General features: G+C 59.5%; 12 protein-coding genes. 10 read left to right on the forward strand and 2 right to left on the reverse strand.

Annotated features, from left to right (window positions below):
* Window positions 1-49: 49 nt before the first annotated feature.
* The 5 genes from AB7M22_RS11145 to pgm all read left to right on the forward strand — a co-directional run bounded on the left by AB7M22_RS11145 (window position 50) and on the right by pgm (window position 6,354).
* Complete coding sequence (locus AB7M22_RS11145) at window positions 50-1,072, forward strand: zinc-dependent alcohol dehydrogenase family protein (protein ID WP_008006061.1); 1,023 nt, start codon at window positions 50-52, stop codon at window positions 1,070-1,072.
* A gap of 190 nt (window positions 1,073-1,262) precedes the next feature.
* Window positions 1,263-1,511 carry a hypothetical protein gene (locus AB7M22_RS11150; RefSeq protein WP_454186308.1) on the forward strand — a complete coding sequence of 83 codons (249 nt, stop codon included), beginning with the start codon at window positions 1,263-1,265 and terminating at the stop codon, window positions 1,509-1,511.
* Window positions 1,512-1,637: 126 nt separating this feature from the next.
* A complete protein-coding gene (locus tag AB7M22_RS11155) occupies window positions 1,638-3,128 on the forward strand; it encodes a hypothetical protein (RefSeq protein ID WP_454186309.1) in 1,491 nt (496 codons plus the stop codon).
* Between the two features lie 67 nt (window positions 3,129-3,195).
* A complete protein-coding gene (locus tag AB7M22_RS11160) occupies window positions 3,196-4,596 on the forward strand; it encodes an aminotransferase-like domain-containing protein (protein WP_454186310.1) in 1,401 nt (466 codons plus the stop codon).
* Window positions 4,597-4,707: 111 nt separating this feature from the next.
* Entirely contained in the window at window positions 4,708-6,354 is a 1,647-nt protein-coding gene (gene pgm / locus AB7M22_RS11165; RefSeq protein WP_454186311.1) for a phosphoglucomutase (alpha-D-glucose-1,6-bisphosphate-dependent), read from the forward strand.
* 179 nt (window positions 6,355-6,533) lie between these two features.
* Here the strand turns inward: pgm and AB7M22_RS11170 are convergent, their stop codons facing one another.
* Window positions 6,534-7,229, reverse strand: coding sequence for a pirin family protein (locus AB7M22_RS11170; RefSeq protein WP_007896194.1), 696 nt, complete (start codon window positions 7,227-7,229; stop codon window positions 6,534-6,536).
* 280 nt (window positions 7,230-7,509) lie between these two features.
* Here AB7M22_RS11170 and AB7M22_RS11175 point away from each other — a divergent pair, with 280 nt between their 5' ends.
* The 3 genes from AB7M22_RS11175 to AB7M22_RS11185 all read left to right on the forward strand — a co-directional run bounded on the left by AB7M22_RS11175 (window position 7,510) and on the right by AB7M22_RS11185 (window position 12,828).
* Entirely contained in the window at window positions 7,510-9,984 is a 2,475-nt protein-coding gene (locus AB7M22_RS11175) for a UvrD-helicase domain-containing protein (protein WP_454186312.1), read from the forward strand.
* Window positions 9,985-10,273: 289 nt separating this feature from the next.
* Window positions 10,274-11,650: a pyridoxal-phosphate dependent enzyme gene (locus AB7M22_RS11180; RefSeq protein WP_427623846.1), complete on the forward strand. Its 1,377-nt coding sequence runs from the start codon at window positions 10,274-10,276 to the stop codon at window positions 11,648-11,650.
* A complete protein-coding gene (locus AB7M22_RS11185) occupies window positions 11,647-12,828 on the forward strand; it encodes a cystathionine gamma-synthase (RefSeq protein WP_454186313.1) in 1,182 nt (393 codons plus the stop codon). The genes AB7M22_RS11180 and AB7M22_RS11185 overlap by 4 nt, the downstream gene beginning before the upstream one ends.
* Window positions 12,829-12,948: 120 nt before the next feature.
* On the opposite strand, the gene AB7M22_RS11190 is transcribed toward AB7M22_RS11185, so the two are convergent.
* Window positions 12,949-13,224: a DUF1652 domain-containing protein gene (locus AB7M22_RS11190; RefSeq protein WP_454186314.1), complete on the reverse strand. Its 276-nt coding sequence runs from the start codon at window positions 13,222-13,224 to the stop codon at window positions 12,949-12,951.
* A gap of 276 nt (window positions 13,225-13,500) precedes the next feature.
* Here AB7M22_RS11190 and AB7M22_RS11195 point away from each other — a divergent pair, with 276 nt between their 5' ends.
* Window positions 13,501-14,316 (forward strand): helix-turn-helix domain-containing protein, encoded by an 816-nt coding sequence (locus AB7M22_RS11195; RefSeq protein ID WP_454186315.1) that lies wholly within the window; start codon window positions 13,501-13,503, stop codon window positions 14,314-14,316.
* A gap of 51 nt (window positions 14,317-14,367) precedes the next feature.
* The gene (locus tag AB7M22_RS11200) at window positions 14,368-15,774 is read left to right on the forward strand and encodes an NAD(P)/FAD-dependent oxidoreductase (RefSeq protein WP_454186316.1); all 1,407 of its coding nucleotides are present in this window, start codon (window positions 14,368-14,370) and stop codon (window positions 15,772-15,774) included.
* Window positions 15,775-15,799 lie beyond the last annotated feature (25 nt).

The following is a 15,799-nucleotide window of genomic DNA, read 5'->3' on the forward strand; positions in this document are numbered from 1 at the left end:
AGCCCAGATAGAGTTCAGGGCATTAGAGGTTACTTTGACGAGGTTTGCGATGTCCCGCACGATCCGTTTTCACAAGTTTGGTCCAGCCGAGGTGCTCAAATGCGAAGAGCATGCGGCCGCTCTGCCTGCGCCGGGCGAAGTGCAGGTGCGCGTCGAAGCGATAGGCATCAGCTGGTACGACATTCTCTGGCGCCAGAACCTGGCTTCGTCCCATGCTCGTCTGCCTTCTGGCCTGGGTCATGAAATGGCTGGCGTGGTCACTATGGTCGGCGAAGGCGTCGATGATTTGGCCGTTGGTGACAAGGTCGCCAGCTTCCCGGCCGAGAGCCCCAACGACTACCCTGTTTACGGCGAACAGATCGTTCTGCCGCGCTCGGCATTGACCCGTTACCCGGACGTGCTCAGCCCGATCGAAGCCAGCGTGCACTACACGCCGCTATTGATCGCTTATTTTGCCTACGCCGACCTGGCGCGAGTCAAACCCGGGCAATTTGCGCTGGTGACCGACGCCAGCCACTGCGCTGGGCCATCGTTTGTACAACTGGGAAAAGCCCTCGGTGTGCGAGTGATTGCTGCGACCAAAACCGCGGATGAGCGTGAGTACCTGCTGTCCCTGGGCGCCGAGAAAGTTATCGTCACCGAAGAACAGGATCTGCTGATGCAGATCAACAAGATCACCGATAACCGCGGCGTCGATGTGGTGTTCGATGGCCTTGGCGGGCCGCAGATGTCGCTGCTCGGCGATGTGCTCGCACCTCGCGGCAGCCTGGTGCTCTATGGCCTGCAGGGGGGTAATCAGACGCCATTTCCGGCCTGTGCGGCGTTCCAGAAGAACATTCAGTTCTTTGTACACTGCATCGGTAACTTCACCGGCAAGCCGGAGCTGGGCATCATCCAGGATCAGGCCGCACTGCAACGTGCCCTGCGCGATATCAACCAGTTGACCGCGGATCGTGTGCTGCTGCCACTCAAGACCCGGGTGTTCCCGTTTTCCGAGTTTGTCGAAGCCCACCGCTATATGGACGAATGCCCATGCCGCGAACGGGTCGCCCTTCAGGTCGAGCCTGCGTAAGCCCTTCCTCTGCAAGAGTCCGTGAGAACACGGACTCTTCTGCCGGTAGTCACTCCAAAATGAGACGTTCCATCGATCTGTCGGTGGGCTGGTTCAGCAACTGAACTGGTTTTTGCTCTCAATCTGTATCTTCTAATCATTATATAAGCCCTGATAATTGAATGATTAATTTCATCTCAAGGAAAGAGTCATGGCCGACTATCAGGCTGAAACTCCTCAATGCGCGCCTGCAATATATGCTCAACAAATAATGCAGCGTCGCTCAGTTGTCTTACATTCATTGGCAACTTCTTTCTTTATTTCTTGTACTAAGTGTCTGTGGGACGCTGTCGGAAATTTCCTAGGAAAGCGCGTGGGAGCACAGGGCGCCCATTCTGCCGGGCGTTGCGGCGATCTTGATCTCCTTGGGGTATCCGCGACATCCAATCATTTCAAATAATTACACAATGCTTAAGTGCTAGCATTTGAACAACAGCCCCGGCACTCCATTCATGACAGATACCTGTTGCGCAATACACCTCGTTGTTTGCGTGGCATTGAACTTATGAGTTACAGGTAAATAATGATGACCGCTACCCATGATCAGGCAATGAACTATGTTTATCAGCAAATGCTGCAGCGTTTGCTGGGTTTTTTCTCTCGCGCCGAGCGCACGGCATTGCAATTGATGATTCAGCGCCTGGTGATTTCCGCAGGAGGCATGGAGCGTATTGGCGATTACAAGGTGCTGGCGATGCAGTCAGGGTCCCGCGACAGCTGCTACACGCTGGCGCTACTGCGCGCCGCGCAACTGAGTATCGCCGGCCGGGCGCCGGCGACGTTTCAGCTGCGAGTGGCGACCTTGCGCTTGAACGGTGCGGCCTCGACGGCCATGGAAAACATCCATCGCAGCTGCAGTGCGTTGTTTCTCTACGACGATCCCCGGGTCGAAGTGCTGATGGTCGATAATCGTGAAGTCCTGCCGTTCAACCATCTGGCGTCGATCTCCGAAGCCGGTCGCGAGTCGAATCGGCTCAACTTGCTGATGGTCGGGCACCGTCGAGCCTGGAACGGGCCGCTTGATCTGTGGGATGACGGGTACCTGGCGACCGGCGAGTTTTGCGGACAAATCGCCCGCTGGGACCAAGGTGTCGATGCACTGGTCAGTAGCGATACGCCCCGTCGGCAGAAGCAGTTTATCGAGGGATTGAACCGCGCGGCGGCCAAGGCCGGGCTCAATGCACCAGACCATCATGAAACGGGATACGAGGGCCTGTTCGCGCGGCTCGATGAATTGGGCAGCGATTGCTACCGCGAGTTTTATCCTGCATCGGCCCTGGCGGCGTGGCGTCCCGCCGATCGTTTTGAAGCGTGTCGCCGCACGACCTTTATCGATATTCACGACATGCTGGTCAGCAACCTGGAAGAGCGCTGGCCATTGCTCACCGATTTTCTCGGGTTTCAACCTGACGAGTTGTCGGCTCAGCTCAGTGATAACGACTACGTCAGCCTGTCGATATCCGCGCACCTTCGTGGCTTGCAAGCGTGCTTTGTACACGGTGGCACCTACGAGATGGGCGTCAGCGAGTACCTGCAGCGGGCGCTGGTGATGATGCGTCGTAAACACGTTCCAGAGCGCTTTTGCGAACAGGCAATGGAGACCTTCGGCAACCCGGTGACAATGACCGACCAGCGCGCATTGGCGGCGGCTGAAGCACAAAAGAGCCTCGGTTTGAGCGAGGCTCAACTGGTGTGTTTGCTGTTCGCCCCTTTTGTCGATAATGGCGCGGCCCTTGAGCATTTTCTTCGACAGTGCCATCCCGGCATGCTCGTGGCATTGCCAGACTTGCACCGGGCAATGCAGGGCGGTCCGGCACCCGAGCAGGTTCTACAGTGGATGGTCGATGTCAGCGGGTTGTCGGTGAGTCTGATCGGCACGCTTTACCGCATGGCCTCGGTGGTTCGGGACGAGGGCAGGGGGAGCGGCACGGAAAGCGGCGACGCGGGTATGCAGGCTGAAGTCATGCCGCCTGACAGTGAAACGAGCGTGGCTGGCGAATGGTCGACGGGGCGGTGAAAGTGCCAGGTTTGACGGATCCGGCAAGGATGCGTCACGACGTTCGTAGCCTGTTCGGCCATTACCCATGAAAGGACCACGTGATACCGATTTTGCGTACCAGGCGGTGTACCGTTACCTGACAAACCTGATCAATGAGGCGGGCAGTCACGTGCAAGTACGCCTGCCTTCATTGCGACAGTTGGCGCACCGCCTGAGTGTGTCGATCTCGACTATTCAGTACGCCTATTCGCTGTTGGAGAAGGAAGGGCGCGTCTATTCGGTGGCCAAGTCCGGCTACTACGCCGTACCCGTATCCTCAATAGGCATACCCGGCCGCGGCAAGGACTTGCTCGAAACGGTTTATGTCAACGCCAGACGTCCCGGCATGCTGGTGCTGAGCGCCGATGAACCGGCGTTATTACAACCGCTGGATAGCCCGTTGCTGTTGCTGGAGAGAGAACTGCTGCGCCAGTACCCACGCCAGCCACAACCGTCTTCACAACCCTGCGGCGAGCTGGAGCTGCGCACAGCCCTGGCGGCGCGTTACACCACTTCGCCGACACGTTGCTGGCATGCCGATGATGTCTATATCGGCGCCGACCTGCGGGGAGTCCTGGAAATATTGATCGCCGCTCTTGGCCTCAAAGACGCTGTAGTGGTGGTCGAATCACCGTGCGATTGGGGCATTCTGCGTCTGCTCCAGGATGCGGACGTGCGGGTGATCGAGCTGCCGTTGCAAGCCGATGGCGGTCTGGATCTGGAGCAGTTGAAGGAACTGCTTGAGGCCGAGCAGGTGCGACTGGTGATGCTTTCATCGGGGCTGAACATGCCACGAGGCAGTGTGGCGCCTGACAGCAACAGGCAATCCGCCGCACAGCTGCTGAAACGACATGGCAGTTGGGTACTGGAAAACGATTGCTATGGCGAGCTTGAGTTCGAGCCGAACGGCCTGCGATTTCGCGATCTGCTGGACCCGGATCGGCTGATCGTGTTTTCCACATTCGAGAAGTTCATCGGGTCGGAGGCGCCCTTCGGCTATCTGCTGTCGCGACAATTGCGTGCCAGATTGCAGCGGCACTTTCTGCTACGCGCTTTCCGTTTGTCGTTGATTCGTCAGAAAGCCATTGCGCGGCTGTACAGCAACGGACGCATCGATCAACACCTGCTGGTGTTGCGTCGACTGCTCAAGGAACGCATGGTGCAGATGACACAGTTGCTTGAAGATCGCCTGCCCGACGCGCTGCACTTCGTTGAGCCCCAGGGCGGGGCGACGATCTGGATTCGTTCGTTGCGCCAGGTCAATGTGCATCGAGTGTTCGAGCGTTTGCTCAAGCAACATGTTGTGATTGCTCCGGGAGAATTGTTCAGCTTGCAGGGCCTGCACGGCCAGCATTTGCGCCTGAGTCACACCTTCGGTGGTCACCACGACCTCGCCGACGCACTTGGGCTGTTGGGGGATGCCTTGCGCCTGGAATCGATCGACTGAGCCGAGGCGCAAACTCATCCTCGGAACCTGACAATCGATAACATCGCGCCAAGGCCAAACTGTCAGTAAACTGCGTTCTATTCCCGAACCACTCTCTCTCAGAGGTTTTGCATGACACTCAGTCCTTTTGCGGGCAAACCGGCACCGGCAGAACTGTTGGTCGACATCCCGCGACTGGTAACGGCCTATTACACCGGCCAGCCCGATGCAGCCATTTCTACCCAGCGCGTCGCCTTCGGCACGTCCGGACACCGAGGTAGCTCGTTCGATCTGAGTTTCAACGAATGGCACGTTCTGGCCATCAGCCAGGCAATCTGCCTGTACCGCGAAGCCCAGGGCATCGACGGTCCGCTGTTCGTCGGGATCGACACTCATGCGCTGTCCACGCCGGCCGGTGCCAGTGCCCTGGAAGTCCTGGCGGCGAACGGTGTGACGGTGATGATCGCCGAAGGCGATGAGTACACGCCGACGCCAGCCGTTTCCCACGCGATTCTTTGCTACAACCGTGGGCGCACCTCGGGCCTGGCGGACGGCATCGTCATCACTCCGTCCCACAACCCGCCACAAAGCGGTGGCTACAAGTACAACCCTACCAACGGCGGCCCGGCCGATACCCACATCACCAAGTGGATCGAAGCCAAGGCCAACGAGTTGCTGGCGGCCAAGCTCGCTGGCGTCAAACGCATCAGCTACGAGCAGGCCCTGAAGGCCAGCACTACCCATCGTCACGATTACCTCAATACCTATGTCGCCGACCTGATCAATGTGATCGACTTCGACGCCATCCGCGATGCGAAGCTGCGTCTGGGCGTCGATCCGCTGGGTGGAGCAGGGGTGCGCTACTGGTCGGCGATTGCCGAGCACTATCGCCTGGACCTGGAGGTGGTGAATAAAGAGGTTGATGCGACGTTCCGTTTCATGACCGTCGATTGGGACGGGCAGATCCGCATGGACCCATCGTCCGGCCACGCCATGCAAGGCCTGATCGGTCTGAAAGAGCGTTTCGACGTGGCCTTTGCCTGTGACCCGGATCACGACCGCCATGGCATCGTGACCCCGTCCGGTGGTTTGTTGGCACCCAACAACTACCTCGCGGTGTCGATCGATTACCTGTTCCAGAACCGTCCACAGTGGCGCGCCGATGCAGCTGTGGGCAAAACCGTGGTCAGCAGTGGTCTGATCGATCGCGTTGCCAAGCGTCTGGGCCGACGTCTGTATGAAGTGCCGGTCGGCTTCAAATGGTTTGCCGACGGCCTGTTCGACGGTTCCCTCGGTTTTGGCGGTGAAGAAAGTGCTGGCGCGTCGTTCCTGCGCAAGGACGGCAGTGTCTGGTGCACCGACAAGGACGGCTTGATTCCGGCATTGCTGGCCGCCGAAATGACTGCCCGCACGGGCCGTGACCCAAGCCAGGCCTATCGCGCGTTGACCGATGAACTGGGCGAACCCTTCTCGGTACGGGTCGATGCCAAGGCAAACCCTGAGCAGAAAGCGCTGCTGAGTAAATTGTCGCCAGACCAGGTCACCTCGACTCAACTGGCGGGCGAAGCGATCCAGAGCATCCTCAGCCATGCACCGGGCAACGACCAGGCCATTGGCGGTCTGAAAGTCATGACCGAGAACGGTTGGTTCGCGGCGCGGCCGTCGGGCACTGAGGATATCTACAAGATCTACGCGGAAAGCTTTGTCAGCGACGATCACCTGAAGCAACTGGTGGCAGAAGCCCAGACACTCGTGGATAGCGCAATTTCCGCGAAGTGATTGAGGGGACCCTTCGCGGGCAAGCCTCGCTCCTACAGGATTGGCGTCGATCGGCGCCGACCTTCTGTAGGAGCGAGGCTTGCCCGCGAAGGCGTCAGTGCAGTCACCCAGAATTTCAGTCAAAAAAAGGGGCGATCCATCAACGGTCGCCCCTTTTTTTTGTCGCTGCATTTACCGCATCAAGCCACATCCACCAACACAATCTCACTGTCCTCAATCGCGGTCACGCGCAACACCTGCTCATCGACAATCGCAACACCGTCTCGAGCTTGTGCACGCAAGCCATTGACTTCAATGACCCCAGTGGCTGGAACCAGATAAGCACGACGGCCGCTATCCAGGTGATACTCCGCGGATTCACCGGCCTTCAGGTTCGCCGCCACCAGACGCGCATCGGCGCGAATGTGCAGGCTTTGATCGTCGCCGGCCTTGCCGCTGGCCAGGGTCACGAAACCTTCGCGCTCGCCTTTGGGGAATGGCTTGGCACCCCACGACGGGGCCGAACCGGCTTCATTGGGGATGATCCAGATCTGAAAGATCCGGGTCTCGGTCGCTTCCAGGTTGTACTCACTGTGAGCGATCCCGGTGCCGGCGCTCATGACCTGAACGTCGCCCGCTTCGGTGCGGCCTTTGTTGCCGAGGTTGTCCTGGTGGGTAATCGCGCCTTCACGAACGTAGGTGATGATTTCCATGTCCCGGTGCGGGTGTTGCGGGAACCCGGTGCCGGGGGCAATCACATCATCGTTCCACACCCGCAGGTTGCCCCAGTTCATGCGTTTGGGGTCGTGGTACTCGGCGAACGAAAAGTGGTGATGGGCATCCAACCAGCCATGATGCGCGCCGCCCAGCGAGTTGAAGGGTCTGAGTTCAAGCATGATCGTCTCCTGAAAAGGTTCGTTATTGGGGCAGAACGCTTGGGCCACAAACGAGAACCGGTGGTTGATGGCGAGCATCATCTATCAGGTAATCATCGATAAAAAGCGTAAAAAATGCCTCAATACAATCGAATTAGTTGATAGCAAATAACCTCGAAACATTCTCATCCAGCCTTCACTTCATCGCATAAGCCAATGACCTGTAAGCATTTCACTAGAACTAAACGGCAAATGCAGACACCATAGCCCTCAACAGCCTCACACCCTGGAGTCCGTCAGCGTGCCGCAACACACCCCCGATCTTCCTCCCGAACTTCGACCCTTGGCCGAGATGCCGTTGTTCAAGCGCCTGGCCGCCCGGTTCTTTGGCCACGGCCTTACCCGTCTGCGCGCGCAACATCGTGCGTCCTGGCTGCACGGCCAAGCTGACGGTTTTCGCAGCGGTCACAGCGCCGGAGTGGATTACGGCTATAAGGAAGGCAAGCTCGAGGGGCTGGAGGAAGGTCGGCAGGTTCTATTGATTCGCGACTCGCGCTCGACCGAGCATCGACCGCCCAACGTCGATGACAATCTGTTCGACGATTGGCGCCTGCCATTGAGTGCTGAGCTGAAGAAGCGCATGAAGGCCGACGTGGCGCGGCTGTTGCCCGCGCATGCCCAGCCAAGTGCTGCCCAGTGGAAGATGATTTTCAGCGACACACCGTCGACCTCGGTGATCGCCGGGGCGGGCGCGGGTAAATCGACGACCCTGGTGCTGCGAATTCTGCTGCTCAGCCATTACCTCGGGTTTGAGCTGAGCTCGATGACCGTGGTGACCTTCACCCGCGAATCGCGCAAGGACTTCATCAACAAACTGATCGAACTGTTTGCAGTGTGGGGCCGGGGAATCAGCCTTAAGGAAGCGCGCGATCTGGTGCGCACGTTCCACTCGCGCATCCTGCCGATGGTCCGCAGCTTGCCGGGTTTCGAGCGGCTGCAAGCCTTCGAAAACCTCAGTCACCGCGTGCAAGGCGGCGATGAGGAGGTCGACAGCAACCCCTTCGACCTGCGCATCAACGATGCCCAGCGCCAGCAACTCAACGCCTGCTATCACAGCCTGTACACCCGCGATGAGCGTTTTCGCGAGTTGATCAAGCCTTTGTCTCGTCATGCCTTGCAGCTCAAGGAGCTGGAGCGTGATCACCCGGACGTGCAGAAACGCATGGCGGTGACTGAACTCGCCGCCAAGCGCGATGAAGAACTGTGCGACACAATCGAAGACTTGTGGTTTCGCGCCGGTGCCTGGCCGATCAAGGGCATCGAACCGAATCGTCAGACCTTCGACATCAATGGCTCGACCTTTCATTGCCACGGCTACATTCCGACGCTGGATGCCTGGGTGGTGCTGGGTTTCGATCCTCGGGAAAATCCCCAGGTCAGCCGTCCGAATGCCAAGCTTTCAGTGCGTGCAGAGTGGGCTGTAAAGCGCACCCTGTTTCAAGCTTTCTGTCGTAAGCCTTTGATATGGCTGGATAGTTATGAGTCTTCAAAACGTGTTTTGGCCTCGCTTGCCGGAGACGCCAGCGCCGGGCCGGGTTTCGATTACAAGGTCAAGGGCGAACTCGGCTCCGCGCCGTTGCTGGACTGTTTTGTCGCGGCGGCCGGGTTTATTGAAAACCTCGGCCTGGATGTGCCGAATGCCGTGGGCCAGATGAGTTTCGCCAAGGATGATCCGGACCGGTTTTTCTTCGAGGCCTTGAGCCTGTTCTGGCGAGCGCTGGAAGATCATCTGCTGGATCAATCGCCACCGGTGATGACCTACAACCGGATGTTCGCTTTGTTCAGCGAGCATTCGCCGGAGAATCTCAAGCTGCTCGGCGATGAGCTGCTGCGGCCGATGTCGCACTTGATGATTGACGAGTTTCAGGATGTATCGCCGCAGATCGTTTCGTGGATTCGTGCCAGCCTGGCGGAGATCCGCAGTCGCGGACCGGCCATGCATGTGGGGCGCGGCGCGCAGCGTTCGTCATTGCTCTGTGTCGGCGATGACTGGCAGTCCATCTATGGCTGGCGCGGCAGCTCGCCGACTTACTTCATGGAGTTCAACAAGGAATTCCCGTCGCCGAGCACGACCAAAGTGATGCTCAGCGACAATTACCGCAGCCATCAGCACATCATCGACGCAGCGGAGCATATTGTCCGCGCGGCACCAGCGATTGCCGGTAAGAAGGCCAAGGCCAGTGGTGAGCCCAAGGCGCTGCTGCCGGTGAATGTTCTCGACCGGGATGACCAAGGCATGGCCCAGCGCCTGATCGAGCACTACAGAAAAGGCGATTCAATCTTGATGCTTTATCGAAAAAGCAGCGATAAGTCATTGATAGAAGAGCATATTCAGTCTGTAGTTAATGTGGATTCTAGCTTGCCGTACGAAGCTCGACGGCTCAAACAACTGACCTATCACAGCGCTAAGGGCCTACAGGCCGATGCGGTTTTTCTGCTGGGCGATTGCCAGCACCTGACCACTTCACCCTACAAGAACCAGGTCTATCGCATGGCCGGACTCGGCAAGGCTGGCGACAGCGAGCCTTACGACAGCGCACAGAAAGACGAGATCTTGCGACTGGCCTACGTGGGCATTACCCGGGCGGTGAGTCATTGCTATTGGTATGTCGATGGTCAGGATACCTCGGCTGCGAATATGCCCAAGGCCTCCGACCGGATTGGCAAGGGCAAGGTGTTCTTTGTCGATCATCGTCAGGGGAAAGTGCCGGCCTGACTTTCAAGAGAGTCTTGAGCAGAAAACCTGTGGCGAGGGAGCTTGCTCCCGTTTGAGTGCGCAGCACTCATAAAAAATCGGCAATGGTTCTCAGATTTTTGGGGCCGCTACGCGACCCAGCGCGAGCAAGCTCGCTCGCCACAGAGACGCGACCGACTGGCCGCGAAAAGTTGCGAGGGGCGCGATCCCGGCCTATGGTCCAAGGCGAGGCTTTGCTTGCGACTGGCGCGCAATGATTCGCCGCAGGTCGCTGTCCATCCAGTGCGGATACATGCAGCGAGGTGACGACATGCCGAACGACTCCCGTCCCGCCGTGCTCGAACTGATCGGCAATACGCCGCTGGTGCGTATCAGCCGCTTCGATACCGGCCCGTGCACACTGTTTCTCAAACTCGAATCGCAGAACCCCGGCGGTTCGATCAAGGACCGCATCGGCCTGGCGATGATCGACACCGCCGAGCGCGATGGCCGGCTGCGCCCCGGCGGCACCATCGTCGAGGCCACTGCCGGCAACACGGGACTTGGCCTGGCTTTGGTCGGCCGAGCCAAGGGTTATCGGGTGGTATTGGTGGTGCCGGACAAGATGTCCACCGAGAAGGTCCTGCACCTCAAGGCGATGGGCGCCGAAGTGCACATCACCCGCTCCGACGTCGGCAAGGGCCATCCCGATTATTACCAGGACGTCGCTGCGCGGTTGGCGCAGGACATTCCCGACGCGTTCTTCGCCGATCAATTCAACAACCCGGCCAACCCGCTGGCCCACGAGTGCAGCACCGCGCCGGAGATCTGGGCGCAGACTCAGCATGATGTGGATGCCATCGTTGTCGGCGTCGGTTCGGCCGGCACGCTGACCGGGCTGACCCGTTTCTTTCAGCGCGTACAACCGAATCTGGAAATGGTGCTGGCCGATCCGGTCGGCTCGGTAATGGCCGAATACAGTCGCAGCGGCACCCTTGGTACGCCCGGTTCCTGGGCGGTGGAGGGCATTGGCGAAGACTTCATTCCGTCGATTGCCGACCTGTCCAGCGTGCGCAAGGCCTATTCGATCAGCGATGAGGAAAGCTTCGATCATGCCCGCCAATTGCTGCGCGCCGAAGGGATTCTGGGCGGTTCTTCGACCGGCACGTTACTGGCGGCGGCGCTGCGTTACTGCCGCGAACAAACCGAGCCGAAGCGGGTGGTCAGTTTCGTCTGCGACACCGGCACCCGCTACCTGTCGAAGGTCTATAACGACCAGTGGATGAACGACCAAGGGCTGCTTGCGCGCAAACGCTATGGTGACTTGCGTGACCTGATCGCGCGGCGCTTCGAGGATGGCCGGGTGGTCAGCGTGGGGCCGGACGACACCTTGCTCACCGCTTTCCAGCGCATGCGCCTGGCGGATGTATCGCAACTGCCGGTGCTGGTGGATGGGCAGCGGCTGGTCGGGGTAATCGACGAGTCCGACATTCTGTTTGGCGTGCACGAAGACGCTACGCACTTTCGCATGACCGTGACCAGCGCGATGACCGACAAGCTCGAAACCCTGCCTCCCGGCGCCAGTCTTGCTGAGCTGGAGGCAGTGCTCGATCGCGGGTTGGTGGCGATCATCGCCGACACGTCGGGCTTCCACGGCCTGATTACTCGCGTCGACATGCTCAATCACTTGCGGAGATCCCTCGCATGAGTCAGCACGATGAAACCGCCGCGCCACGCGGATTTGCCACCCGTGTGATCCATGCCGGACAAACGCCGGACCCTTCCACCGGGGCGCTGATGCCGCCGATTTACGCCAACTCCACCTATCTGCAACAGAGCCCGGGTGTGCATAAGGGCTTCGACTACGGGCGTTCGCACAACCCGACGCGCTTCGCCCTGGAGCGTTGCGTGGCGGACCTCGAGGGCGGTACTCGGGCCTTCGCCTTCGCTTCCGGGCTGGCGGCGATCGCCAATGTGCTCGAATTGCTCGATGCTGGCGCCCACATTGTCTCCGGCAATGACTTGTACGGCGGTACTTTCCGACTGTTCGACAAGGTGCGTCAGCGCAGTGCCGGGCATCGTTTCAGCTTCGTCGATCTGACTGACCTGGCGGCCTTCGAAGCAGCGCTGCGGGACGACACGCGGATGGTCTGGGTCGAGACGCCGAGCAATCCTTTGCTGAGCCTCACTGACCTCGCCGCCGTCGCGCGCACCTGTCGCGAGCGAGGCATCATTTGTGTGGCCGACAACACTTTCGCCAGCCCGTGGATACAGCGCCCGCTGGAGTTGGGCTTCGATATCGTGCTGCACTCGACGACCAAGTACCTGAACGGTCACTCCGACGTGATCGGCGGCATCGCGGTGGTCGGGCAGAACGCTGAACTGGCCGAGCGCCTGGGTTTTCTGCAGAACGCGGTGGGGGCTATCGCCGGGCCGTTCGACGCGTTCCTCACGTTGCGCGGGGTGAAGACCCTGGCGCTGCGCATGGAGCGCCACTGCAGTAACGCGCTGGAGTTGGCGCAATGGCTGGAGCGTCAGCCGCAGGTGGCGCGCGTTTACTATCCGGGCTTGCCATCGCACCCGCAGCACGAACTGGCGCAGCGGCAGATGCGAGGATTCGGCGGAATGATTTCCCTCGACCTGAACAGCGACCTGGCTGGCGCCAAGCGCTTTCTCGAGAGCGTGCGGATCTTTGCCTTGGCCGAGAGCCTGGGCGGGGTGGAAAGCCTGATCGAGCACCCGGCGATCATGACCCATGCCAGCATCCCCGCCGAAACCCGGGCACAACTCGGTATCGGCGATGCGCTGGTGCGTTTGTCAGTGGGGGTCGAAGATGTCGAAGACCTGCGCGCTGATCTGGCTCAGGCCCTGATGCGGATCAGTTAAACACTATCCATGTGGGAGCGGGCTTGCCCGCGATGAGGGCGTGTCAGCGACATTAATGTTGCCTGACACACCGCCTTCGCGGGCAAGCCCGCTCCCACAGGTTTTGTGGCGCGCTGGTCGTCAGGCATAACTCCTGAGAGCCTGCGGCGGAATGAACGCTTCCAGCTCATCTTCCACAGCTTCGATGATTCGTTCTACATCCGCCGCATTCATGACTGTTGCGCAAGGAATGCCGGCGATGGCGATCAAGGTTTCACCACTGGCGCGGTCGAACAGCCGGGCAACCATACTGCCCGGTGCATCCATGGTGGCTTCGAAACCCATGGGATGAAAATGCCAGCGCATCAGCTGGCAGGCATTTGGAAAAGTGACTTTGCTGAAAGACCTTTCATTCATGTGTTGCCCACCTTCATCATCGAGCGCTTCCTTTAGCTCATGTTAGGAGGGAAGAACCTTCAATGGCTCAACCGGTGACTGTCTTTAAAAGTAGCATCCGGATGTGAAAGTCATGTGGAATTTTTCAGTCCGTTTAGCGATTGGTTCATTTTTTTTGACGCAGATCACGAGACACCGATTTTGTGGCGAAAGGCCAATATTGCCGGGGCATTCCACGGGGTCATTGAAGCCCGGTGAGAACTTCGGCAAGCTCGGTTTTTTCTCGTCGAGTCCCTTATGCACGCCGATGATGATGGTCCGTTGCAAACCCAGGCCACGGGCGAGACAGTCATGCGTTACCACCTGCGCTGGAAACACCGGGATCTGGACGGCGTCATGGCGCTTTATCACCCGGACATTCAGTACAACGATTTTTTCCAGAACCGCGTGATGGGGCTGGATGAGTTGCGCGAGTATGTGCGCGACAGCATGCCGCGCGATCCGGATGAGGCCCTGGAGCATTCGGACCGTATTCGCCTGGACGGCAACACGGCGTTCATTCAATACCGCATAACGCTTCGCGGCGGTGAAGGGTTGGTGTCGTTTCGGGCCAGCGAGGCCATTACCGTGCGTGACGGGCTGATCTGGCGGGTCAATGAATACGCCTCGCTCGTGCACGAACAAGCGTCCAGCAAAGCCGCCCCCAACTTGCGCCCGGCGGTCAGCCGGCTCGGGCTGTCACCGCGGCAGCTGAGTTTCATGGCCGAGGATTTGCAGCAGTACTTCCAGCGCCAGCAACCGTACCTGGATCCTGAACTCGACCTGCAACGGGTGGCGAAGGAGTGCGGGTACAGCCGCAATCAGATTTCCTATCTGCTGAATCAGGTGCTCGGCCAAAGCTTCTACCGTTACGTCAATCAGGCGCGGTTGCAGCATTTGCTTGCGGCACTGGACGCCGCCACGCCGCCACTGCGCATCGACGAACTGGCCTTCGCGGCTGGCTTCAATTCGTTGTCGGCGTTTTATAGCTGTTTTCGCCGCCACACCGGTCTGTCGCCCAAGGCTTACGCCAAACAAATTTCTTTGCGTGCACGCGCGCAAGACAATCCCTGAGCCCACGCACTAGGATCGACGCCATCGAAGTTTTCAGTGGTGGAGTCTTGCATGCAGGCGTGGCGCACGATCAGTTTATGGATGGATCAACTCGACGAGCCATTGCTGGCGCGCCCGGCGCTGGAGCAGGATCTGGACGTCGACGTGGCCATCATTGGCGCCGGGTACACCGGGCTCTGGACCGCTTACTACCTCAAGCGCCTGGCGCCGGAGCTGAACATTGCCATCGTCGAAGCAAGCATCGCGGGTTTTGGTGCTTCGGGCCGTAACGGCGGTTGGCTGATGGGCAACCTGCTGGGCGAAGATCGCTTGCTCGCCGATTTACCGGCCGAACAACGGCGCGCCTCTTTCGACCTGCTGCACGGCATCCCTGATGAAGTAGAGATCGTGCTCGAACGAGAAGGCATCGACTGCGATTATCGCAAAGGTGGGGTGCTTTACTGTGCTGCGCGCTATCCGGAGCAGGAAGCCAGCCTGCGCCATTATCTGGACACGCTCTACCGTGAGGGGCTGACCGAAAGCGACTACCGTTGGCTCAGTCCTGAGCAATTGGCGCAACAGATCAGAATTGCCAAACCTTATGGCGGTATCTATGCACCGCACGTCGCGACCCTTCACCCGGCAAAGTTGGTCCGAGGCCTGGCACGGACGGTGGAGCGTATGGGGGTCAACATCTATGAGAACAGCCCGGTCACTCAATGGCAGTCGGGCAGTTTGCGTACGGCCAAGGCGCAGGTTCGCAGCCGCTGGATCGTGCCGGCGGTAGAAGGGTATGCCGCCACGTTGCCACCGTTGGACCGCTACCAGTTGCCGGTCCAGAGTTTGCTGGTGGCGACCGAACCGCTGTCCGCCGCGACCTGGGACGAAATCGGCCTCAGCCACGGCCAGGCCTTTAGTGAAAGCAGCCGGCAAGTCACCTATGGCCAGCGTACGGCGGATAACCGCTTGGTGTTCGGTGCCCGTGGCGGCTATCAATTTGCTGGCAAGTTGCGCCATGACTTCGACTTGACCACCAGCGAAATAGAGTTGCGGCGCTACCTGTTCAGCGAACTTTTTCCGCAGCTCAAGAACGTCCGAATTACCCATGCGTGGGGCGGCAACCTGGGCATGTCCCGGCGCTTCAAGCCGCACATGCTCTGCGATCAGGCCAGCGGCATCGCCTTGTCCGGCGGTTATGGCGGGGAGGGCGTCGGAGCCAGCAACCTCGGCGGGCGAACCCTGGCCGACCTGATTCTTCAGCGCGACACCGAGTTGGTCCGCCAGCCGTGGGTCATTCCTCAGGGTGGTCTCGACGCGCTCAAAGCCTGGGAGCCGGAGCCCTGCCGCTGGTTGGGTTACAACGCGATCATCCGCAGCTTCGTCCACGAAGACCAGACCCTGGCCAACCCGGCCACCGCGCCCTGGCGACGCAAACTGGCCAGTCGGGTTGCGGGGTTCATGGAAGGTTTCATGCACTGAACGGAGAGGCTCTGATATTGCCCAC

The organism is Pseudomonas sp. ADAK2 TE3594, assembly GCF_053628675.1.

Excerpts from the sequence above, each read along its gene's own strand:
- AB7M22_RS11145 (WP_008006061.1), top strand. The coding sequence starts at position 50 with ATGTCCCGCACGATCCGTTTTCACAAGTTTGGTCCAGCCGAGGTGCTC.
- AB7M22_RS11150 (WP_454186308.1), top strand. The coding sequence starts at position 1,263 with ATGGCCGACTATCAGGCTGAAACTCCTCAATGCGCGCCTGCAATATAT.
- AB7M22_RS11155 (WP_454186309.1), top strand. The coding sequence starts at position 1,638 with ATGACCGCTACCCATGATCAGGCAATGAACTATGTTTATCAGCAAATG.
- AB7M22_RS11160 (WP_454186310.1), top strand. The coding sequence starts at position 3,196 with ATGAAAGGACCACGTGATACCGATTTTGCGTACCAGGCGGTGTACCGT.
- pgm (WP_454186311.1), top strand. The coding sequence starts at position 4,708 with ATGACACTCAGTCCTTTTGCGGGCAAACCGGCACCGGCAGAACTGTTG.
- AB7M22_RS11170 (WP_007896194.1), bottom strand. The coding sequence starts at position 7,229 with ATGCTTGAACTCAGACCCTTCAACTCGCTGGGCGGCGCGCATCATGGC.
- AB7M22_RS11180 (WP_427623846.1), top strand. The coding sequence starts at position 10,274 with ATGCCGAACGACTCCCGTCCCGCCGTGCTCGAACTGATCGGCAATACG.
- AB7M22_RS11185 (WP_454186313.1), top strand. The coding sequence starts at position 11,647 with ATGAGTCAGCACGATGAAACCGCCGCGCCACGCGGATTTGCCACCCGT.
- AB7M22_RS11190 (WP_454186314.1), bottom strand. The coding sequence starts at position 13,224 with ATGAATGAAAGGTCTTTCAGCAAAGTCACTTTTCCAAATGCCTGCCAG.
- AB7M22_RS11195 (WP_454186315.1), top strand. The coding sequence starts at position 13,501 with ATGCACGCCGATGATGATGGTCCGTTGCAAACCCAGGCCACGGGCGAG.
- AB7M22_RS11200 (WP_454186316.1), top strand. The coding sequence starts at position 14,368 with ATGCAGGCGTGGCGCACGATCAGTTTATGGATGGATCAACTCGACGAG.